The sequence below is a fragment of the Streptomyces shinuiensis genome (assembly GCF_043660855.1).
Taxonomy (GTDB): Bacteria; Actinomycetota; Actinomycetes; order Streptomycetales; family Streptomycetaceae; genus Streptomyces.
The window spans coordinates 5,748,583-5,770,492 of record NZ_JBIHML010000001.1; the positions used below are offsets into that span (position 1 = coordinate 5,748,583).

A 21,910-nucleotide genomic window follows, 5' to 3' on the forward strand; every position below is an offset into this window, starting at 1 on the left:
GAACCAGTCCCCGTCCGCATTCGGGCCGTGCGGCGAAGACCCGTTCGGGACACGGAGCCCGGCGGGCGTCGTGCCCTTGCGGACACTCCTGACGGTGCCGTGCGGGGCCCTCGCGGTCCGGGACACGTTCAGCGGAGCGATCATGTGCCGCCCCGCATCACGGGGTGGGCGCGTGGGCAGGACATGCGCAGGGGCAGTGGGCCCGGAGAAGACGGACGGGGGAGCGGTGTGTACGAGGACGAGCGATGCGGCAGTCACGGTGCGGCGGGGGCGTTGAGATGAATCTGTTCGCCATCAGCGACCTTCACGTCCGCCATGCCGAGAACCGCGAAATCGTCGAAGGTCTGCGCCCGGAGTCGGACGATGACTGGCTGGTGGTCGCCGGAGATGTCGCGGAGACCGTCGAGGACGTCGTCTGGGCGCTCGGGAAGCTGAACGACCGCTTCGCCGAGGTCATCTGGGCCCCCGGCAACCACGAACTGTGGACCCCGCCGAACGACCCGGTCCGGTTCCGTGGCGAGGAGCGCTACCTCCACCTGGTCCAGACCCTGCGAGGCCTCGGAGTGGTCACGCCCGAGGACCCCTACCCGGTGTGGCGGGGAACCGGCGGGCCGGTCGTGATCGCGCCGCTGTTCGTGCTGTACGACTACACGTTCCGGCCCGAAGGCACGTACAACAAGGAAGAGGCGCTCGACGCCGCCCACGCGGCGGGTGTGATCGCCACCGACGAGTACCTGCTGCACCCCGATCCGTACCCCAGCCGTGAGGCGTGGTGCCGGGCGCGGCTGGCCTACACCCGCTCGCGGCTGGACCGGATCGATCCCGCACTGCCCACCGTGCTCGTCAACCACTTCCCGCTGGTGCGCGAGCCGACCCGCATCCTGCGCTATCCGGAGTTCGCGCTGTGGTGCGGCACCGAGGCCACGGCCGACTGGCACGTGAGGTACCGCGCGGCCGCCGTCGTCTACGGGCATCTGCACATCCCGCGCACGATCGAGTGCGACGGAGTGCCTCACCGTGAGGTGTCGCTCGGTTACCCGCGCGAGTGGCGCAGCCGGCAGACCGCGCCCGCCGGGCTCTGCCGCGTACTCCCGGGTCCGGGTAGGTGACGGCGACCACCGCCGGCCGGCGCGGGCCGCTTACCTGATTGCTTCGCGAGGACGTGATGGTCAGTGAGCTGCTCACCGGCCCGCCGGACGCCGCGCCGTCCCCGCGGAAGCCGAGGCCGCGGCCGGCGCCGCCGAGGCGCGACGGCGGGAGTTCACGCCCTTACGGTGGTGCGCGCACCGCGCCGGTCCACCGCTCCCCTCCTCGGTCTGCCGCCGCTGCAGGACAGCGGCGGAACCGCCGGTCCCCGCCGCCCGGGAACAACCGGTGCACGCCACCACGACCTCCGCGGTACGCGGACCCCGAAGCGGCGGGACGGGCGCACTATTCGCTGCCCCCGGCCAGGACCGTATTCCGCACGGGGTCCGTCACCGCACCCGGCTTCGCATCGGGGCCGTGCAGCGGCCGACCCGCGGATCCGGTACCGGCGCGTGCGGACTCCTCCCCGGTGCCGTCCGGCTCGTAGTCCGCCCGGACATCGTGCCTCTCACGCCACAGGTGGTAGAGGGACAGCACGAGAATGGCCGTGCCGACCAGGTTGGCCACGAAGTGCCACCACAACCGGTAGGTCGTCAGTGCCGGACCGGGCTCGATCGTCCCGAACCAGGTGGACAGACCGACCGCACGACTCGCCCCCAGCGCCACGGACACGGTCAGCACCGCGTGCTCCAGACCGTGGAGCCCCTGCATCCACACCCCCATCCGGGCGCACTTGCGGGACTTCAGACGTTGTGCGGACCGCCGGGTGATCTGCATGATCCCGACCAGGCCGGCGAGGAAGATGAAGTTGCCCGCCAGATGCAGGATCTCCATGCCCAGCGACGGCTTGGTCATGTCGATTTGCCCCAGCCCGCGGGCCATGCTGTCTCCCCACGGCGTCATCCAGGCCGGCGAGTTCGGATGGAGGACCCAGTAACCGGCCTGGGCCACGTGCTCCTGGAAGTGACCGATCTGGCCGACCGCTCCCACCATGATCAGGCCGACGGCGGTGCGGTGGACCCAGGGACGCACCGGCCCCCGGTTGGCCCACGCCAGCACGGCGACGGCCGACCACATCACGACCATCCACAAGATGATGAAGACGGCTCCTACCGTGTCCACGGCGGATACCGCCATCCCCGCACCCGGTGTACCACTCATTCCTGGCAGGTGATCCACAGGCCCTCCCTATCTCCGGTGACAGGCGGCGCTTGCACCCGTGCCGGGCCAGCACACGGGACATGCCTCAGCACTCGTCACGTTAGGAACGGCCCTGCAGCGCGTACCACTTCCTCCGTGCGGTCCTCCTTCCCTGAACAGCCCGGCGGCGGGCTGGGACGCGGGCGGGGACCTCGGGCGCCGCAGGTGCGCGTCACCGTCGCCGCCGCGCCACAGGCGTGGGTGCGAGGGGGCCCTCTCGACTCAGGTCACACGGGACAGAGCGATGCGGACCAAGGTGCCGTTGTCCGTCACCACGTTCCCGCTCGGATCTGTGAGAGTGTCCTCCAGGCCGATGCGCGTCTCCAGGCCCATGACGGTGGCCTTGTCGAGAACCGGCCAGGTGGATACGTCTTCCCCGTGCAGCGGGGTCGGAACAGTCCTCCCTGCCCGCCGCAGTTGGTCCACGATCCGGTCGGCAATGTGCAGGGCCTGGGGGACAGGCAGGTTGAGCAACTCCACGAGCACTCGGGTGCAGGAGGTCATGTGGGTGCTGTCGAGCAGATCGGCGGCGTCGCGTTCGGACCACACTCCCGCTTCGACGCCGATGCCCAGTGTTCCCAGCGTCTCGGCCATGCCCTCGAAGCCGGGCTCGCTGAGGTTCACGGAGGCGAAGTCGGGCCGGTCCCCTGCTACGGCCCATCGCCGTACCGCGGTCTGCCGGGCCGCAGCGTCCTTTCCGCACATCCACAGACCGGTCGACACTCCGATGGGCGGTCCGGGACAGGCCCGGCGTACCGCACGGACGGCCGGTCCCACCCGTGCGACGTCCAGGGTCTCCTGTCCATCTCCGCCCCGAGGATGCAGGTGCACGCCGCTGGCGCCGGCAGCCAACGCCGCACGTGCGGCGGCGGCCACCTGCCTGGGGCAAGGGGCACCGCGACGTGGTCCGCCACCGAGCGGCGGCCGTTCAGACAAGCTTGGACCACTTTGTGATCGTGCCACACCGAGTGTTCCGCACGAGGGAGTGCGAGTGCTGGCAGTCCTGTGCGGAAGGTGACCGTTTCGCCCCCGATTTGGCGTTTACGGGATCCACCCGCAGGCGACGGCTTTGACTCCTGCCTGGAATCGGCTCTTGGCACCCAGACGGCGTGTCAGGTTGCTGATGATCCGGCGGGTGGTGCGGGCCGATATGCCGATCTGGCGGGATATGGCTTCATTCAGCTGGCCCGCCGCCATCATGCGGAGAATGGGGCCCGGCATGTGATGCCGGCCTCGGCAGGGGTGTCGGCGATGCCGTGTCCGCGGGCCGTGCGGACGTCGTGGACGGCGCCGGGCAGGGCGGGCGAGGTCCACAACAGTCGGCCGAAGGGATCGGCCAGGATCTGCACGTTCATCCCGTGCCTGTTGTGCTTCCCGGAGTAGTAGGGCTGGTCTGCGGCGATCCGGTCGATCTGCAGCAGGGTTCCGTCCAGCAGTACGAACGCTTTCGACGATGCTGTCCGGACAGCCTCCGCAAGGGGCGGCGCGAGAGCGGCCGGGACCTCGATGGCCTAGGTGATGTACCGGTATGCGGTCGTGGTCCCGATGTCGAATCCGGCTGCGAGCTGGGCATACGGGTGGCCGTTGTGGAGATGGGCGGGGGTGAGCAGGGCCTGCCGGCCGACACTCAGGCGCCGCCGGCGGGTACCGAGTTCCCGGCGGTGCTGACGGAGCTTGGCGGACAGGAAGCGCAGGGCGGAACTGGACACGTCGACGCCCGACGGGCAGACAGGCATACGAAGCCTCTGGTGGAGACGGATTTCTTGGTCGAAAATCCATCTACCAGGGGCTTCACCCGTCTGTCAGCCCAACTGCCCCTCCAAAACGACAGGTTGGAAAGGGCTCAATGTGTGCCAGCTGGATAAACGGGATGGGCTGGGAGTGCGGTGCCTGCCCAGTGTGCTGGTCGTTCCCGGTCTTCGGGGGCTCCTCATCGCCTGGTCGGTCGCTTAGCATGAACGGACCATGAAGGGAGCGTTTTCGGTCAACATCGGTAAATCCGGCATTCAGGTCGGAGTCGGCGGCGACGCCGACCACGGCGTGCATGGCGGAAGCAGTGCCGCCGAGGCGCTCGGGGCCGGCCTTCGTCTCGGCGAGCTGCTCACCGAGGGCTGTGGCACAGTCGCCACCCAGGCGCGGCGCACCGCGTCCGGGCTCGCCGCCAAGCCGTGTGAAAGGGGCGCGCGTAGCCGGTTCCGCCGGTCCGCCCCGGCCGAGGAAGGCCACGTCCCACCGTCTCCGCTGTCTGCCTGCCGGGTGCACGTTCTGCGCAGACCGGCACCCCATCTTCCAGACCTCAGAGGGCCTCTCGTATGAATGCACTTCCCCTGCTTCTGATCGGCCTCGCGATGTTCGCGGGCGGATATGTCCTGTACTCGAGATTCCTGGGCAACCGGGTCTACAAGCTCGATGCGTCCTTTCAGACGCCCGCGCACGAACTGCAGGACGGCGTGGACTATGTCCCGACCAACAAGTTCGTGCTGTGGGGACACCACTTCACCTCGGTCGCGGGCGCAGCGCCCATCGTCGGCCCCGCGGTCGCCGTCATCTGGGGTTGGCTGCCCGCGTTCCTGTGGGTCACCCTCGGCACGGTCTTCTTCGCGGGCATGCACGACCTGGGTGCCCTGTGGGCCTCGGCGCGCAACAAGGGCCGCTCGATCGGCACGCTCTCCGGCCGCTACATCGGCGGCCGGGGCGCCAATCTCTTCCTCGTCGTGATCTTCCTGCTGCTCCTGATGGTGGTCGCGGCCTTCGCGGTGGTGATCAAGAATCTACTGATCTCCACACCTTCGGCGGTGATCCCCGCCTGGGGCGCGGTCGCGGTGGCGCTGCTGATCGGCCAGGCGGTCTACCGCTACAAGATGAGCCTCGGCCTGGTCACCGTGGTCGGCGTCGCGGCGCTCTACGGCCTGATCCTCCTCGGCGACGCCGTCCCGGTGGAGCTGCCCGACCCGGTCCTGGGCATGTCTCCGGCGACTTTCTGGATCGTCGCCCTCTTCGTCTACGCCGGCATAGCCTCCCTGCTGCCCGTGTGGGTGCTGCTCCAGCCCCGTGACTACATCAACGGCGTCCAGCTCTTCATCGGGCTCGGCATCCTGTTCGTCTCGGTGCTGCTGAGCGCTCCGACGATCGTCGCCCCGGCCTTCAACGACGCCGTGCCCGCGGGCACCCCGGATCTCGTGCCGCTGCTCTTCGTCACCGTCGCGTGCGGCGCGATCTCCGGCTTTCACGGCATGGTTTCCTCCGGCACCAGCTCGAAACAGCTGGACAAGGAGACCGACGCCCGTTTCGTCGGCTACTTCGGCGCGGTCGGCGAGGGTCTGCTCGCACTCGGCGCGATCATCGCCGCCACCGCGGGCTACCGCACCCTGGCCGACTGGGAGGCCGTTTACAGCGCCTTCGGCGAGGGTGGCGTCGCGGCGTTCGTCACGGGCGGTGGCGCGATCCTCAACAGTGGCCTGGGCCTGCCCGTATCGCTGAGTTCGACGGTCCTGGCCACCATGGCGATCCTGTTCGCAGCCACCACCATGGACACCGGCGTGCGTCTGCTGCGCTTCGTCGTCCAGGAGGCCGGCGAGGCCGTGAAGGTGAGGATCAGCAATGTCGCAGGCACTCTCATCACGCTCGCCGTCGGTGCGGGACTCACCTTCAGCCAGGGCGCCGGGGGCGAGGGAGGCCTCCGCATCTGGCCGCTGTTCGGAACCAGCAACCAGCTGCTGGCCTCTCTGACGCTGTCCATCGTCGCCGTCATGCTGATCCGCAAGCGGCGCAATCCGGCGCCTGCGCTGATCCCGCTCGCGGTCGTGTTCGTCATGGCGTTCTGGGCCGCGGTCGTGCAGCTCGGCGACTTCTACGACGCCCAGGACTGGCTGCTGCTGATCATCGACCTCGTCATCATCGTCGCCGCACTGTGGGTCGCCTTCGAGGCGGTCGTCGCGATGCGGCGGGCGTCCCGTGAGCCGCCAGAGGCTCTCGACGCCGATCTGACGGAGAAGACCGGGCTGATGAAGTGACTTCCCGCTGGGCCTCGTTCCGGGCCGGGCTGGAGGAGTTCTACGCCGGACCCTACCGGCGTACCCTCGCCCGCGCCCGGCGCGAGGAGGACGATCTCTTCCGTATGGTGGTCCTCGCGGAGGCGCTGGGCGTACCGGACCCGGCGGCGTACTACACCGCCGAACTGATGCCCGCCCTCTACGAGGACTTCCACGCCTGGCACCGTCGCATGGGCATGGACCGCTCACCACTGGAGCATGTCGGGTGCTGCTAGACCTCATCACCTCGCGCAGGGCCGTCTTCGTCGGCGGCAAGGGCGGGGTCGGCAAGACGTCCGTCGCCGCGGCGCTCGCCCTCGGCCGTGCCCGGTCGGGCGCCCGCGTGCTGCTGGTCTCCACCGACCCCGCCCACAACCTCGGCCACCTCTGGGGCCGCCCCGTGGGCGACGAGCCCGTGCGCCTCGCCGGCCCCGGGGACCTTGTCCCCGGGGCGGGGACGGCCGGTCACGTCGACGGGCTGGAGATCGACCCGGAGCGCACGGTCGAGCAGCACCTGTCCGCGGTCGCCGAGACGATGCGGCGGCTGCTCCCCGAGCGGATGCACGCACCGGCCGCCCGGCACCTCCAACTGGCCCGGCAGGCGCCCGGCACCCACGAGTCGGCGGTGTTGGAGCGGATCGCCGAGGCGGTGGAAGTCGGGGAGGAGGCCTACGACCTGGTCGTCTTCGACACCGCGCCGTCCGGCCACACACTGCGGCTGCTCGCGCTGCCCGAGCAGCTCACCTCCTGGACCGAGACCCTGCTCGCCAACCGCGACCGGTCCGAGCGGTTCGGCGCCGCGGTGCGCGGTCTCGGCGGCGGCGGGGAGACCGGCCGCGACGCCGAGCTGCGCCGCATCCTGCTACGCCGACGCAACCGCTTCTCCCGGCTGCGCGAGGTGGTGACGGACCCGGCGCGGACCGGATTCGTGCTCGTACTGACCGCCGAACTGCTCCCGATCGCCGAGACCATGGAGGTGTACGAGAAGCTCACCGGCCTCGGTGTCGACGTGGCCGCACTCGTCGCCAACCGCCGTTCTCCGGCGGACGCCGGTGAGCTGCTCGACCGCCGCCGGATACTGGAGGACGAGCACCTCGCCCGGCTGCGGCAGCGGGTCCCGGACGTCCCCCTGCTCGACGTGCCGCTGCTGCCGGGGGATCTGGTGGGCACGGAGGCCCTCGCCGCACTGGCGGACCGGCTCGGGCCCTCCCCTCCTTGAGATTCCGGACTCCCCTCAGCGTCGCCCCCCCATGGGCGTCCACTGCGAGTACGTCCGCCTGTCCCCGGCCGAGTCGCGTCATCGACTTCGTCGGCGCCACCGGTGACGCAGCCACGATCACCGAACGGCTGTGGAACCCCCATGCGCCCCGGCTGCCCTGGCCGTTGTTCACCCTTTTCCAGCACGAACTCCCGCCGATCGAAGACACCATGCTGCTCTCCGGGGTCAACAACCTGGTGCTCAGCCGGCTACCGGAGGAGAAGCAGGGGCGGCACGGTGCCTTCTTCGACTGCGGGCCAGCCCCCGATATCGTCCCGCCGCCGGATCGAAGGGTCGAGCATGCGGCTGAACTGACGCTCCGCCACCTGGGCGTGTGGGGGTTGCTCGCGAACGCCCTGGTCGCTCGGCCGGCCTTCGTACTCCAGCCGCTGGCTCCTTGGGTGCGTGAGGATCCGCTGCCCCGCGAGAAGCTCCTCTTCGAGGAACTGGACGAGGTGTCCAACTTCCGTCGGTTCCACAGCGACATCTCGACCATGGAGGTGGGCCGGGCCTACGCGGACCGGCTGGCCGCCGGATGCGCCCGGCTCGGCGTGCGGTTCCTGGACATGAACGTGGCACTGGCCGAAGCCGCCGGGCCGGAGGACTGGCTGTTCATCGATCGCGTGCACTGCACCGATCTGGGATACGACCTGGTGTGAGGAGTCCACCGATGTTCGACGACAGCAGTGCGGCGCTGGCATCGGGGGTCCGTCGCATCGCCTCCTGGCTGCGGCACCGGGGCCGCTCCGGCGGGCCTTCCCCCCAGCGCCTCGCCACCCGCCTGCCCCGCCCGGCCCGGGTCCGTGGCACCCGGCTGTACGAGTGCTTCGTGGAGTCCCTGAAGCCAGGCTTGCGATCCTGGCCCGAAGGAGAACCACGAGCAGTGCCAGCACCACGCAAGTACCCGGACGAACTCCGCGAGCAGGCTGTCCGCGAGGTCCGCACCACTGGCCGTCCGATCGCGCATGTCGCGAAGGACCTGCGGGGAAAAGCGGAGTCGAGGCGGGCAAACGAGATTCCGAAGGCCGCGAGCTCGTTTTCGCGGCGGAACTCGACCGTCCCCGGACGAGGCCGAGCCGGGGCGCTCCCTTCGGGGGAGTGATCGAGTATCTCAGGGACAGGGACCTCGGGGCCGGGTTCGCCTGCCGGGCGCTGGGGCTGTCCGAGTCGGCGTACTACGAGCGCAGGAAGCGGCCGAAGTCGGCCCGCCGGCTGCGTGATGAGCAGCTCATGCCGCTGATTGAACAGGTCCGTGCCGAGCCCGGCGGCACCTATGGCGTCCGCCGGATCACCCGCGCGCTGCGGCGCAAGGGTGTGCACGTGGCCCGCTGCACGGTCGAGCGGCTGATGGCCGAGCTGGGTCGGCAAAACCGGCGGGACGTCCGCAACCCATTCCGTGATCGCGGTGAGGGAGGTGGCACCGGTCAGGGGCGTACAGGCTGCCAGGGCTACGACGAATACCAGCGGATGGCGACGGCCCGGTGGCGAGCGGGTCGAGCACGGCGGCCAGGTGGGCAGGCAGCCCGGCGGTCTCGCCGGGCTGCCTGCAGGGCGGGCCGAGGAGTTGACCCAGGCCGGGCGGGATGGGCGGTGATGAGCGGGCAGGCACGGTCTTCCGTTGTGGTGATCAGGGACTCGACACCTCGTGATCACCGGAGGCCGTGCCTGCCTCCGCGTCCGGTCCGGGCAACCGGTCACCGAGCCTCACAGGGCACTCAGCCCTCATCGACCGGGCGCGACCGCGGGAACGACGGAGCCCTGCCCCCTTCATCCCCACCGGCATCACATGATTGAACCGGGTCCTCAAGTGGAATGGTGCGGCCCTGCCCCCGGGCCGGCGCCACGCAAGCTCTCCAGCGGACGCCCGGGGTCCTCTGCCGCCGCTCTCAGGAGATCGATGAAGGATTGCCCCCACTTCTCAACGGTCGTATGGGTGAACAGGTCCGTGGAGTACTCGAAGGTGGCGGTGAGGGCGTCCTCACCGGGAGACAGGACGGCATAGAGTTCGTTCCGCGCCACTCCCGCCACGGGCAGGCTGTGTATCGAGGCGGACACCGCTGTCAGGTCGAGGGCGGGCGGTGGTGTGGTGACCACGGTGAACAGCGCCGTGGGGAACAACCCGTCTCCGGTCCCGGGCGAGACCAGCTCGACGACGTCTGTCAGCGGCAGGTCCTGGTGGTCCAGCGCTGTGAAGAGCGCGGTGCCCAGCCGCTTCACGAGGTCGGCGAAGGTGGCCGCCTCGCCGATACGGACACGCAGCAGAACAGCGTCGCCCAGCGGCCCGACCACATCCGCGCGTTCGTGCCGCGTGCGGTTCGAGCTGGATGCGGCCAGCACCACGTCGCCGGGTTCGCCGCAGAGTTCGGCCAGCCAGACGGCGAACGCGGCGGCGAGCACGGAGTACGGAGTAGCACCGAGACGGGACGCGGTATCGGTGGCGTGGCGGAGCGTGTCGCCCTCGATGGCCCGGGTGTGCAGGGCGCCCCGGCCGGAGAGCGTCTCGGGACGCGGCCGGTCACGGGGGAGGGCCGGGCACAGCGTCACGCCGTCGAGTTCGGTGCGCCAGAACTGTTCGAGCTTCCCCCTGTCCTCGTCGCTCAGCGCGTGCTCGGCTCGTGCGAAGTCGGTGAACTGGGCCGTGGGACCGGGAAGCCGGGCGCCGGTGCCGGACCGCCGTGTGTTGTACAGCTCCTGCAGCTCGCGCCAGATGATCCCCAGGGACCAGCCGTCGCAGACCGCGTGGTGGAACACGGTCACCAGCACCCAGCGGTCCGCGCCGGTGCGTGCCAGGCGGAAGCGGAACAGCGGTGCGCGGTCCATCTCGAACGCCCGGGATGCCTGCTCCCGGCACCACCGTTCGACGGTCGCGTCGCCGCCCTCGGCCTGTGTGCGCAGGTCGGTGACCGGCAGATCCACAGGCACTTCGGCCAGTATCTCGACGACGTGCCGCCCGTCGTCGAGTCGGACGGCCCGGCTGCGCAACGCGTGGTGGCGCCCCACCAGGTCCTCCAGAGCCCCGGCCAGGATGCCGGGGTCCAGGTCGCCGTGCAGGTCCACGCGGTGGGCGACGTTGTAGACGCTGGGGTCGGCGCGCTCGTGGTGTCGCCGCCACAGTCGGCGCAGGGCAGCCGGCATCGGCGCGGTGTCCACCACCCGCCCCGTGGGCGCCGGCCGTTCGCGGCGGGACGCGACACCCCTGATGGTCGGATCGAGGAAGAAGTCGGCCATGGTGAGGCCGGGGCCCAGATGCTCCGTCATGCGGTTCAGCAGCCGGATCGCGCTCAGGGAGTGGCCGCCGAGCTGGAAGAAGGACGCGGTCACCGGTATTTGCCGGACGCCGAGTTCATCGCACCACACCTCGTGCAACTCTTTCTCCAGGGGGGTGGCGGGCGCGGCGTCGGTTTTCGGGGCCGCCACGTCGGTGTCGGGCGTGGGTTCGGGCAGGGCGGCGCGGTCCAGCTTGCCGGAGGCGTTTACGGGGAGACGCTCCAGGGGCACCCAGTGGCGCGGAACCAGGTGGTCGGGGAGTTCGGCGGCGAGCGCGGCGCGCAGCCGGTGGACCTCCTCCGGCGAGGACGGTGCGGAGGCGGGCACCACATAGGCGGTGATCTGCGTGTCGCCGTGCCGGTCCCGGTGGGGTACGACGGCCGCGTCCCGTACACCGGGGAGGGCGGTCAGCGCAGCCTGGACCTCTCCGGGTTCGACCCGGTGGCCGCGGATCTTGATCTGGTCGTCGGCCCGGCCGCGGTACTGAAGGGTGCCGTCCGGAAGCCAGCGCCCGAGGTCTCCCGTCCGGTACAGCGTCCCGCCGGTGCCGTCGTCGAGGAACGCGGCGGCGGTCTCCTCTGGCCGGTCGTGGTAACCGTACGCGACCGGGATCCCGCCCACGTGGATCTCGCCCACGGCCCCGACCGGTACCTCCTGCCCCGTGCCGTCCAGCAGCCGGATGCGCGCTCCCGGCACCGGCGTACCGATGGCCGGCCACTCCCCGGCGTCCGGGGTGACGTGGTGGGAGGTGACGATGACCGATGCCTCCGTGGGCCCGTACTGGTTGTACAGCGCACAGTCGGGGTGCGCTGTGAGGAAGCGACGGAAGGCGCCGGTGAGCTGGAGCGCTTCACCGGCCGAGAACAGCTCCCGCAGGGACGGTAGCCGCGGGTCGGTCTCCATCAGGTACTTCAGCGGGGTGCAGGGCATGAACACCCGCTGTACCCCGTGGTGGCGCACCGCCTCGGCCACGGCCGCGGGGTCGTGCCGCGTCGAGTCGTCGATCAGGACGAGCCCGGCGCCGGAGGCCAGCGTGGTGAAGATCTCCTGCACGCTGACGTCGAACGCGGGCGATGTCCACTGCAGGGTGCGCAGCGGTGGGTGCCGGTCGAGGTGCCGGCGGACGAGGTTCGCCGGGCCGCGGTGGGGTACGACCACCCCTTTGGGGCGGCCGGTCGAGCCCGAGGTGTAGATGCAGTACGCCGGGTCCTCGGGCCGGGCCCCGTCCTGAAGCGGGCCGCCCGGGGACGGGTCGGCCGGGGAGATGCCGTCGGCCTCGTCGGTCGACAGCACGGGCAGCCGTGCCGCGAGTCCTGGGTGCTGCGCGAGGGCGGCCTCGGAGGCGAGCAGCAGGACGGGGGCGCCGTCGTCGAGAAGCGCGGTGAGCCGTGGGGTGGGCACGGATGGATCGAGGGGCAGGTATGCGGCTCCGCTCTTGAGTACGCCCAGCAGGGCGGTGATCAGCCGCGGGCCGCGCGGCAGCAGTACCGCCACGCGTTGTCCGCGCCCCGCACCCCGGTCGCGCAGCAGCCGGGCGAGCCGGCCCGCGAGGGCGTCCAGCTCCCCGTACGAGACGTGCCGGTCGCCGCTGATCAGTGCGACGGCGTCCGGGGTCTGGTGCGCCTGCCGCTCGAACAGGCCGTGCAGGGTGTCCCCGGCGGTGGGCGTTGTCTCGTCCAGGTTTCCCAGCCGGGTCAGCATCGTGCGGTCGGTGCCGGTTACGGCGGTCAGACCGTCGAGCGGCGTGCCGGGGGCGTCAAGGGCCCGGCACAGTATCTGCTCGACGTAGTCCACGAAGCGGCGCACTGTGGTCTCGTCGAAGAGGGCCGTGTCGTACTCGACCATGAACCGCACGCCACCTGGGTGGTGCGTCAGATAGACGCTGAGGTCGAACGGGGCCCGGGCGCTGGGCACGTCGAGCAGGGCGGCCGTCAGCCGGGGCGGGTCGAACTCCGCCTCGCCCTCGTTCTCATACTCCACCATCACCTGGAACAGCGGGTTCAGGCCGGGGTCGCGGCGCGGGTTCAGCGCGCCGACCAGCTCGTCGAAGGGGACGCCGCGGTGCTCGTACGCCGCCGTGCTGCTCTCGCGCACCCGGCGCAGCAGCGTCGGGAAGTCCGGGTTGCCGGTGAGGTCCAGCCGCAGCGGCACGGTGTCGAGGAAAAGACCGACATGGTGTTCGGCCCCGGCGGGGCGGGCGGCGACCGCGGTGCCCAGTACCACGTCCTGCTGCCCGCTGAACCGGCCGAGCACCGCGCCGATGGCACTGGTCAGCGTCATGAAGAGAGTGGCGCGGTGTCCGGCGGCGAACGTCCGCAGTCTGCCGACGAGACCGGCGTCCAGGGCGTGGGTGAGGCTCGCGCCCGCTCCGGACCTGACCGGCGGGCGGGGCCGGTCGGTGGGCAGGGAGAGGCTCGGGGAGTCGCGGAGTGTGTCCTTCCAGAAGTCGAGGGACGCGGAGAGCCCGGCGGTGTCCGGCCGCTCGGCCGGGGGCGGCTCGGGAAGCGGCGGCAGCTCGGGAACACCGTGCGCCCGGGTGCGTGCGCGGTAGAACGCGGCGAGGTCGCGGGCCAGTACGGCCGTGGAGGAGGAGTCGAAGACGATGTGGTGGGCCAGCAGGAACAACAGGTGCCGTTCCTCCGACAGGCGCAGCAGCCGGGCCGTGACCATCGGTCCGGTGGCCAGGTCGAGGACGCGGCGCCCCTCGGTCTCCAAAGCGGTGCGCAGGGCCTCCTCGTCCGACGCCCCGGTGTGGTCGTCGACCGGGCAGTCGAGCCGCATGTGGTCGCGTATCTCCTGGTACGGCACTCCTCCCCGCTCGCCGAACACCGTGCGCAGCGCCGGCTGCCGGTCCGCGACGCGCTGCAGCGCCCACCGCAGTGCGGGCACGTCGAGTGGCCCGTCGAGGCGGACGGCCTTGGGCTCGTGGTACATGCCCGTACCCGGGTGCAGCCGCTCCAGGAACCAGATGCGGCGCTGTGCGGGCGTGAGCGGCATCCGCCCCGGTGCCACGGGTGCCGCCCGTTCCCCCGCCGCCTCGGTCCGTTCGCGGCTCCGGACCCGGTCGAGCACCGGCAGCGCGGCCAGGACCTTCTCCCTCGGCACACCGAAGTCCACGAAGCAGGCGATCTCGTCCGCTCCGGCGTCCACAAGGCGGCGCACGGTCTCGGCGGCCGTCCTCTCGTCGCCGATCAGGGCACGCGAGGCGCAGTAGCGCTCATAGGCACGCCCGAGCAGAAACTCCACATCCTCCGCGGGGGTGTTCTCCAGGTCCACCTCGAAGCCGAGGCTGTTCGTCACCTGGTCGAAGAGGGAGAGCGAGGAGCGCAGGTAGGACACGAAGGGCCGGTACGCCTCGGCCCGCGCGCGCTCCGCGTCCTCCTCCAGGTAGGTGTGCACGAGCACCACCACGCGCCCCGCCGCCGGGTCGAGGCCGTGCTCGGCGCGGGTGCGCCGGTACAACGCGATGTTCTGCGCCAGCTGCTCGACGGTCTGTGTCATCAGGTTGGTGACCACACCCAGGTCCTCGGCGGCTGCCCGGCGGTAGCTGTCCGGCCTGCCCACCACCGCCGCGTACATGGGCAGTCGCCGCTGTACGGGGCGCGGGTGCAGTCGTATGTCGACGGGCTCGCCGTCGCCCGCTGCCGTTGTTACCGGCTGGCCGGACCACAGCCGCCGTACGGTCGCCAGCTGCTCGTACATCACCTCGCGGTGCCGGCCGAAGTTCTGCGGTGCGAGCGCGAAGTCGGTGGCGTGCCAGCCGCTCGCGAAGCACAGGCCCGCCCTGCCGCCGGAGATGTTGTCGACGACCGACCACTCCTCGGCGACCCGGACCGGATGGTGCAGCGGCAGCACGACGGAGCCCGCGTGCAGCCGGATCCGGCTCGTCCGGGCCGCAAGCGCGGCGGCGAGCACGGACGGGTTGGGGAAGAGCGCGCCGAAGGAGTTGAAGTGCCGCTCGGGGAACCACAGGGCGTGGAACCCGTGCCGGTCGGCGAACTCCGATGCCTCCATGATCAGCGCGTACTTGTCGTGGGCGGCGGCGTCGGGGTAGTCGCCGAAGAAGTAGAGGCTGAAGTCGCAGCCCGCGGAGGGTGCCGGTACGGGCACAGGGTGCGGGGCCGGCGCCGGCATCGGTGCCGGGGTCAGGCGTGGAGGCCGGGGCGCCGGGGCGGTAGCGGGCGGCGGTGTCGGGCTGCTGGACGCGAGCACGTCGAGCTGGCGGGAGAGCAGCTCGCTCACCTGGTCGACAAGTCGGCCCGCCAGTCCCAGCTGTTGTCCGAACAGGGAGTGCAGTTCCGCAGATGCTCCGGGCGCCGAGGGCGCCGAGGGCGCCGGGAGGGCCGGGGGTGCCGGGGGTACAGGGGGTTTCGAAGACCCCGCGGGCGCCGCAGGTGTCGAAGGCCCCGCCGCCTCCTGCGCGTCCACTTCCCGGTCGGTTTTCCGCGCCAGGTGTTCGGCCAGCTTGCGCGGGGTGTCCGCCGAGTCGAACAGCTCGCGGACCGGGACGCGCACCTCGTACCGCTGCTCCAGCTCCCTCGTCATGCTCATCAGCGAGAGCGAGTCCGCGCCCAGCTCGAAGAACGAGCTGTCGGGTGTGACGTCCGCCACCTGCCTGCCGAGTTTGTCGGCGGCCAGCTGCCGTACGGATGCGAGGAACCCGTCGGATGCGGCCGAGGTCCGCGAAGCGGTGGGCCGGTGCGCGGGGGGCTCGGGCGCCTTTGTGGTGTGGGAGGCCCGCACGGCGGGGAACGTGACCGGGAGCCGTCGCAGCGGATGGCCCGGCAGCGGTATGCGGCCTCCGCCGCGGGTGAGCGCTCGCCAGTTCGGCTCGGCTCCCCTGCGGTACAGCGAGCCCAGCGCGGTGAGCAGTCCGTGTATCTGATCCGCCGCGGCGTCGCCTTCTCCCTGCCCGTTCAGCCAGCGGCTCGTCGGCACGCAGTGCCGGCCGAGGCCGGTGAGGGTGTCTCCGGCCCCGATCTCCACGAAGTCCTCGCAGCCCCGCGCAGCGGCCGCGGCCATGGCCAGGTCGAAACGGACCGGCTGCCTCGCCTGACGGCAGAGATGGTCCGCGTCGACCGTCCAGCCCGCGCGGCGCACCTCGCCGTCGGCCGTCGTCACCAGTGAGGTGTGTATTCGCCGGTAGGCCACTTCCCCGGCCCGGGCCCGGAACGCGCGCAGCGCAGGTTCGGTCGCGGCCGAGTGGAACGCCCGGTCGACGGGCAGTACCCGACTGCGCAGCCCCTCCCGGTCGCACAGGTGCGCTGCTTCCTCCACAGCCTGCGGCGCGCCCGAGAGCACGTGGGCGCGCGGGCCGTTGACCGCGGCGATCTCGGCGCCGGCGGACCGTGCGATGCGCTGCGCGGTCTCTTTGTCGGCGCGGACCGCGAGCATGCCACCGGGAGGGCAGAGCGTGTGCATCAGGCGCCCGCGCCACGCGGTGAGCCGCAACGCGTCCTCCAGTGTCAGAGCGCCGGCCGCGTACAGCGCCGCGTACTCGCCGACGCTGTGGCCCAACAGCAGCGAGGGACGGACGCCGGCGTCGTGCCAGGTGTCGGCGAGAGCCGCATGGTGGGTGAAGAGGGCCGCCTGAGCCGTCTCGGTGGGCCAGATCCCACCGCTGGGAGCGTCCCCTTCCAGCAGGAGAGGCAGCAGAGCGCCGCCGAACTCGTCTGCGTAGACCTCCGCGCACCTCTCGAGTGTCCGCCGGGCCGCGGGATACGCGGCGTACAGACCGCTCGCCATACCGCGCCGTGCGCTGCCCTGCCCTGAAAAGGCGAAGGCGACCGGTCCGAGCGCAGCGGCCGGCCCGGGCCGCGGATCCCGAAGCGCGCGGGCGAGTTCCCCGGCTGTGCGGCCGACGGCCACGGTCCGCATCGCATGGTGCGGCCTGCCGAGCGCCAGAGTGGCGGCCACATCGGCGGCCCGGAGGTCCGGCCGCTGCCGCAGCCGGTCGCGGAGCCGTCCGGTGAGTTCGTCCAAGGCCTCGGCATCTCGGGCCGACACCGGTACGAGGAAGGGCAGTTCGGATACGGGCGTGGTCTTCGAAGTTGCGGGTGGGGCTTCCTGGAGGACTACGTGGGCGTTGGTGCCGCCGACGCCGAGCGCGCTGACCCCGGCCCGGCGCGGCATGCCGTCCGGCACCGACCACGGCCGCAGTTCGGCGGCCAGCGTCAATGGCCCCCCTTCCAGGGCGAGCTCGGGGTTGGGCCGGTTCAGGTGCGGCGTCGGCACCAGGGTGCGGTGACGGAGCATGAGCACCGTCTTGATCAGCCCGGCCATTCCGGCGCAGGAGTCGAGGTGCCCGATGTTCGGCTTCACCGAGCCGACCGTGCAGAACCCCGTGCGCCGGGCGCCCTCGCCGAGTGCCCTGCTGAGCGCCTCCACTTCCACCGGGTCCCCGAGCCGGGTACCGGTGCCGTGCGCCTCCACATACGAGATCGTCTCCGGCGGGACATTCGCCCTGCGCAGAGCCTGGCGTACGACCTCGGCCTGCCCCGCGACGCCGGGTGCGCTGAAACCGACCTTGCCCGTGCCGTCGTTGTTGACCGCGGAGCCCAGGATCACGGCGTGCACGGTGTCGCCATCGGCCAGCGCCCGGTCGAGCCGCTTGAGCAGGACGACGGCCACGCCGTTGCCGCCCACCGTGCCGTCGGCCTCCGCGTCGAAGGCGCGGCAGCGTCCCGTGGGCGACAGGATCGACCCCGGGTGGCTGCGATAGCCGGTCTCCTGGGGGAAGTGCACGGCCGCGGCGCCTGCCAGGGCCAGGTCCGCGTCGCCGCTCAGCAGCGCCTGGGCCGCGAGGTGCACGGCGACCAGCGAGGTGGAACAGGCCGTCTGCACGCCGACGGCCGGTCCCGTGAGCCCGAGGCGGTAGGCGGCCCGGGTGGCGAGGAAGTCCGGCTGCCGTCCGATCGCCGACTGCATGCCCGCGGCGGGATCGGCCGGGTCGTACGGTTCACCGTCCGCCGCCGGCTGCTGGTGGTCGTACAGGTTCATCCCGGAACCCGCGAAGACCCCGATCCTGGCGCCCGGCCCGGCGGCCGCGTATCCGCCGTCCTCCAGCGCCTGGTGGCAGCACTCCAGGAACAGACGGTGCGCGGGGTGGGTGAGCCGGGCTTCCCTGGGGCTGATACCGAAGAAGTCCGCGTCGAACCCGTCGGCGCCGTCGAGGGTTCCGGCGACGGGCACGAGGTCGGGGGAACGCCGCTGCTGCGGGGTGAGGCCCGCCGCCGCGAGCTCCTCATCGCCGAGGACCCGGGTGCTGTCCACGCCGTCGCGCAGATTGGCCCAGAACCGATCCGGTGAGTCGGCGCCCGGGAAGCGCAGCGAAAGTCCGATGATCGCGACGCGCCGGTCGGCGGTATCCACCGGTGCGGTGTCGTCGTGCAAGCGTTCCCCCCCGGCCTTTTCCGCCCGGGCCTCGACCGCGCCGGACGGCCGCTCGGCGGGCACGGCGGCACCGGACAGATGAGCGGCGAGGGCGCCGGCCGTCGGGTGCTCGAAGAACGCCGTCTGGGGGATGGACGTCCCGATCCGCTCCTCCAGCCGGGCCCGCAGGCGCACCAGAAGCACGGAGGTCAGGCCGAGCTCGTAGAACGGCAGGTCGGCGTCCACGTTCGGACGCCCCAGCGTGGCGGCGAGTTCCTCCCGCACCGCACGCGCCACCGCGTCGGAGTCCGGCCGTGCGGGCGGGGTCGGAACCCAGAACGTGTCGAAGCCGCCGTTTGCCAGGCGGTCCCGGAGCTCGGTGCGGCGGACCTTCCCCGCGGGCGTCCTTGGGAACTCGTCCCGGGGGACAGGCAGGACGTGGGCGGCGGTGAGCCTGAGCCTCGTGAACAGCTCCGCCTTCACCTCGCCCGCGATCCGTGTGTCCTCGTCGGTACCACGGCTGACGAAGAACACGGCCAACTCCTCGGTGCCCCGGTCCGGGTGCGGGACGCCGCAGGCGGCCACCTCGCCCTGCCGGACGCCCGCGACCGCGGCGGCGGCCTCCTCCACCTCGCGGCAGTGGACGTTGTGCCCGTTGAGGATGAGCATGTCCTTGCGCCGGCCTGTGATGACGACCTGGCCGCTGTCGAGGAAGGCCAGGTCTCCGGTGTCCAGCCAGTCCTGCCCGGAGGGGAAGGCCGCCGCGTCCGCCTCCGGGTTGCCCACGTAGCCGGGGGTCAGGCGTGTGGGTGAGTGGACCTGCAGGCGGCCGATCCTGCCCGGGGGCGTGAGGTCGCCGCTGTCCTCGACGACGCGCAGGGTGACGCCGTGCGCTGGGGAGCCGGACGCGACGAAGATGACGCACTCGTCGTCCGGTGTCTGCTCGTCAGCTCGCACCAGATCGCCGTCCAGGCTGTTCTTGAGGAGGCGGTGCACGGTGCCCGGTCGGTCGAGTCGGCCGTAGGTGACGGCCGTGACCGTCTCGGCCATGCCCCACGCCGGGACGATGTGCTCCTCGCGGACCCCGTACGGAGCCGTGGCCTCGAGGAAACGGCGCAGCACCGGCAGTGCGATCTGCTCGCCGCCGCAGACCAGGGACTTCAGACCGCCGAGGTCCCAGTGCCGGTCCGCCCCCTCGGAGAGCGCGTCCGCGACGAGCCGGTAGGCGAAGGTCGGCGCCCAGCTGTGCTGCGCCCGGTGCTCGTGGAGGAGGTCGAGCCAGCTCAGGGGGTCGGCCAGCACCCGTTCGGTCGGTGTGTGGACGTTGGTGCAGCCGGCGAAGACCGCGAGCAGGTGGTACAGCAGGAAGGCGCCGCTGTGGTCGACCGGGAGCCAGTTGACCGCGGTGTCCTCCGGGCGCACGTCCAGGATCCGTCGGGCGCTCGCCGCGAAGTCCGCGAGGCCGGCGTGCGTCAGCCGTGCGGCCTTGGGGGCCCCGGTGCTGCCGGAGGACAGCATCAGCAGGGCGGTGTCGGAAGCGGCCGGCTCGATGTGGTCGTCCGCGGGCGGCGAGCTCAGCCAGTCCCGTGCGACCGCGACGCGCAGCTCAGGGGCAGCCCGGGTGAGCACCGCCACGCCGACCGCGTCACCGATCACCAGGGGACGGTCCAGTAGCCGGCCGGTGTGCAGCAGGCGTTCGAAGGCCGGAGAGCCCGGCACGGGGGGCTCCGCGATGGCCACGGGACGGGCTCCGCCGAGCACACAGGCCCAGAAGGCGGGAAAGAACTCGGCCAGGGGCAGCCCGCACAGCACCACCGCGTCACCGGGAGCCAGTCCGTGGGCCCGCAGCCCCGTGAGCATCCGCCGCGCACCGTCCAGCAGATCGGAGTACGACTGCGCGGCCTTCGTCCCGTCCGCGGAGACGGTGACGACACCCCTGCCCGGAGCGGACCGCGCGGCCCGCAGCAGCGCCTGCACGGCGTCGCGCGGATCGCCGTTGGCGAGATCCGGCTCAGGTCCCCGGCAGAGCGCCTGTCCCTGTACTCGTTCCATGCGAGTCCTCTCCTCGTTCCCCGTGTTCTCCGCCCGTGGACGGCTGTGGCCCGGTCGCGCCGCGCCGCTCGAAGGTGCACAGCAGCAGAGCCAGTGCTCCGCACAGGGCCGCCCCGTGGAAGGCGGCCACGACGGCTGGGGCGGGCAGCGCCTCGAGGGCTGCCGCCGCGGCCAGCGTCCCCACGGCGAACCCGGACTGCTCCGCCATGGCCGACAGCCCGAAGAGGTGGCCGCGCTGCCGACCGGAGGCCGACTGAAGGCGCGAGGTGTAGACGATCTCGGTCCAGCCGTCCGCGAATCCCGCCGCCAGGGCCGCCACGACCAGCGCGAACGCGGGCAGTCCCAGGAACGCCACCACGAACGAGACCGACATGGCGCAGGTACCGAGGGCGAAAGCCCGCTCGCCCCATGCCCCTTCGCCCCGTCTGCGTCTCAGCACCAGATGAGCGAAGACGGTGCCCACCGCCCACGCCGCCCAGAACCGGGTCATGAACACCGCGGGCTCGGCCGGGTGGGTGGCGTGCGCGACCAAGGGGAGCGCGACGTTGTGCGAGGAGGACGCCAGGGCGTCCATCCCTCTGAGCAGGACCATGCCGAGCAGGATGAGCGGCACACCCGCCGCCGCGTGCCTCAGGCGTGCGACGCGGCCTCCACCGGAGGGGGACCGGGCCTCCCCGCGGGTGCCGGAATCCGCCGGCACGCACTCCTCCGGATCGTCGGTGCGGGGCCGTAACACCAGCAGTGCTGTGGCGGACACCGCGAAGCTGGCACCGTTGAGCGCGAACGCGGCGGCGAAACCACCGAATCCGATCACGGGGGCCGCCGAGGCGAACCCGAGCACCGTGGCCAGAGATCGCGCCGTCACCAGCAGCCCGTTGGCCCGGGCCCGGGCCTCCTGACCGACCATCACCGGAGTCGCGCTGCGCAGGGAGACGACGAAGAACGTGTTTCCAGCCCCCAGCACGACGACCACTCCCATGAGCAGCCACGGGGGCGTACGCACCGTGAACATCGCCAGGACCAGCACAGCGGCGCCCTGGGCGAGATCGGTGCAGATCATCACGGTCCGCCGGGTGACCCGGGCCGGCAGCGCCCCGGCGGCGAGGCCGGCTGCGAAGCCCGACAAGAGCCGCAACGCCATCACGATGCCGACGCCGAACGCCGTACCCGTGACCTCGTAGGAGAACAGACTCAGCGCGATCAGATTCAGGTAGTTGCCGTACGTGGAAACGGCATACGCGGACACGAGCACGCGGAAGTGTCGGTCGACACCCCCCACTGCGCCCCCTCGTGACAGACCGCCCCACCCCTGGCCATGCATCGGCTTGATCGTAGCCAGAGAGGCGGGCAGGTACGGTCAATTTCGGACAGGCGATTCTGTCCCGCGCGGCGCCCGGAAGGCGCCCGGCTCGTGCAGCTGCTGCGGATCGCCGTCCTCGACCGGCGGAAGTTCGAGGAAGAACAGCAGGAGTCATGACCCCGGCCACCGGGTCCGCGCGCGCTCGCGCGACCGGCTCTCCGCCGGCACCGGACCGGCCGGGCCTTCTCCCTTTTCCGGCGACGCGGCTCTCCCGCATCGTGGCCCCGGCCGCCGTCCTCCTCGTGCGGCGCCGGCCCCGCCGCGGGCGGCCTTCTGGTCGGCCTC

Annotated in this window: 11 protein-coding genes and 1 pseudogene; 6 read left to right on the forward strand and 6 right to left on the reverse strand. The window is 71.6% G+C overall.

Annotated features, from left to right (window positions below; genetic code table 11):
- The first annotated feature begins 278 nt into the window (after positions 1-278).
- Complete coding sequence (locus tag ACGRHY_RS25925) at positions 279-1,109, forward strand: metallophosphoesterase family protein (protein WP_394637722.1); 831 nt, start codon at positions 279-281, stop codon at positions 1,107-1,109.
- 322 nt (positions 1,110-1,431) lie between these two features.
- Here the strand turns inward: ACGRHY_RS25925 and ACGRHY_RS25930 are convergent, their stop codons facing one another.
- The 4 genes and pseudogenes from ACGRHY_RS25930 to ACGRHY_RS25945 form a co-directional block, all read right to left on the reverse strand.
- Complete coding sequence (locus ACGRHY_RS25930; protein WP_394637723.1) at positions 1,432-2,172, reverse strand: DUF6008 family protein; 741 nt, start codon at positions 2,170-2,172, stop codon at positions 1,432-1,434.
- Positions 2,173-2,508: 336 nt separating this feature from the next.
- Positions 2,509-3,249: a 3-keto-5-aminohexanoate cleavage protein gene (locus tag ACGRHY_RS25935; protein WP_394637724.1), complete on the reverse strand. Its 741-nt coding sequence runs from the start codon at positions 3,247-3,249 to the stop codon at positions 2,509-2,511.
- Positions 3,250-3,327: 78 nt separating this feature from the next.
- On the reverse strand, positions 3,328-3,507 hold the full coding sequence (locus ACGRHY_RS25940; RefSeq protein ID WP_394637725.1) for a response regulator transcription factor: 180 nt from the start codon (positions 3,505-3,507) through the stop codon (positions 3,328-3,330).
- Positions 3,498-4,022 (reverse strand): annotated as a pseudogene (locus ACGRHY_RS25945) (transposase family protein); the annotation flags it as partial. The pseudogene ACGRHY_RS25945 and the gene ACGRHY_RS25940, both read right to left, overlap by 10 nt.
- Before the next feature lie 576 nt (positions 4,023-4,598).
- Here ACGRHY_RS25945 and ACGRHY_RS25950 point away from each other — a divergent pair.
- The 5 genes from ACGRHY_RS25950 to ACGRHY_RS25970 all read left to right on the forward strand — a co-directional run bounded on the left by ACGRHY_RS25950 (position 4,599) and on the right by ACGRHY_RS25970 (position 9,369).
- Positions 4,599-6,299, forward strand: a complete 1,701-nt coding sequence (locus ACGRHY_RS25950; protein ID WP_394637726.1) for a carbon starvation CstA family protein — start codon at positions 4,599-4,601, stop codon at positions 6,297-6,299.
- On the forward strand, positions 6,296-6,553 hold the full coding sequence (locus ACGRHY_RS25955) for a cory-CC-star protein (RefSeq protein WP_093662821.1): 258 nt from the start codon (positions 6,296-6,298) through the stop codon (positions 6,551-6,553). The genes ACGRHY_RS25950 and ACGRHY_RS25955 overlap by 4 nt, the downstream gene beginning before the upstream one ends.
- The gene (locus tag ACGRHY_RS25960) at positions 6,544-7,536 is read left to right on the forward strand and encodes an ArsA family ATPase (protein ID WP_394637727.1); all 993 of its coding nucleotides are present in this window, start codon (positions 6,544-6,546) and stop codon (positions 7,534-7,536) included. Before ACGRHY_RS25955 ends, ACGRHY_RS25960 begins: the two co-directional genes overlap by 10 nt.
- Positions 7,533-8,234 carry an SGNH/GDSL hydrolase family protein gene (locus tag ACGRHY_RS25965; protein ID WP_394637728.1) on the forward strand — a complete coding sequence of 234 codons (702 nt, stop codon included), beginning with the start codon at positions 7,533-7,535 and terminating at the stop codon, positions 8,232-8,234. The genes ACGRHY_RS25960 and ACGRHY_RS25965 overlap by 4 nt, the downstream gene beginning before the upstream one ends.
- 439 nt (positions 8,235-8,673) lie before the next feature.
- On the forward strand, positions 8,674-9,369 hold the full coding sequence (locus ACGRHY_RS25970; protein WP_394637729.1) for an IS3 family transposase: 696 nt from the start codon (positions 8,674-8,676) through the stop codon (positions 9,367-9,369).
- Positions 9,370-9,378: 9 nt separating this feature from the next.
- On the opposite strand, the gene ACGRHY_RS25975 is transcribed toward ACGRHY_RS25970, so the two are convergent.
- Together ACGRHY_RS25975 and ACGRHY_RS25980 are read right to left on the reverse strand one after the other, a co-directional pair.
- On the reverse strand, positions 9,379-20,265 hold the full coding sequence (locus ACGRHY_RS25975) for an amino acid adenylation domain-containing protein (RefSeq protein WP_394637730.1): 10,887 nt from the start codon (positions 20,263-20,265) through the stop codon (positions 9,379-9,381).
- Positions 20,225-21,586, reverse strand: a complete 1,362-nt coding sequence (locus ACGRHY_RS25980) for an MFS transporter (RefSeq protein WP_394637731.1) — start codon at positions 21,584-21,586, stop codon at positions 20,225-20,227. The genes ACGRHY_RS25975 and ACGRHY_RS25980 overlap by 41 nt, the downstream gene beginning before the upstream one ends.
- Positions 21,587-21,910: the final 324 nt, after the last annotated feature.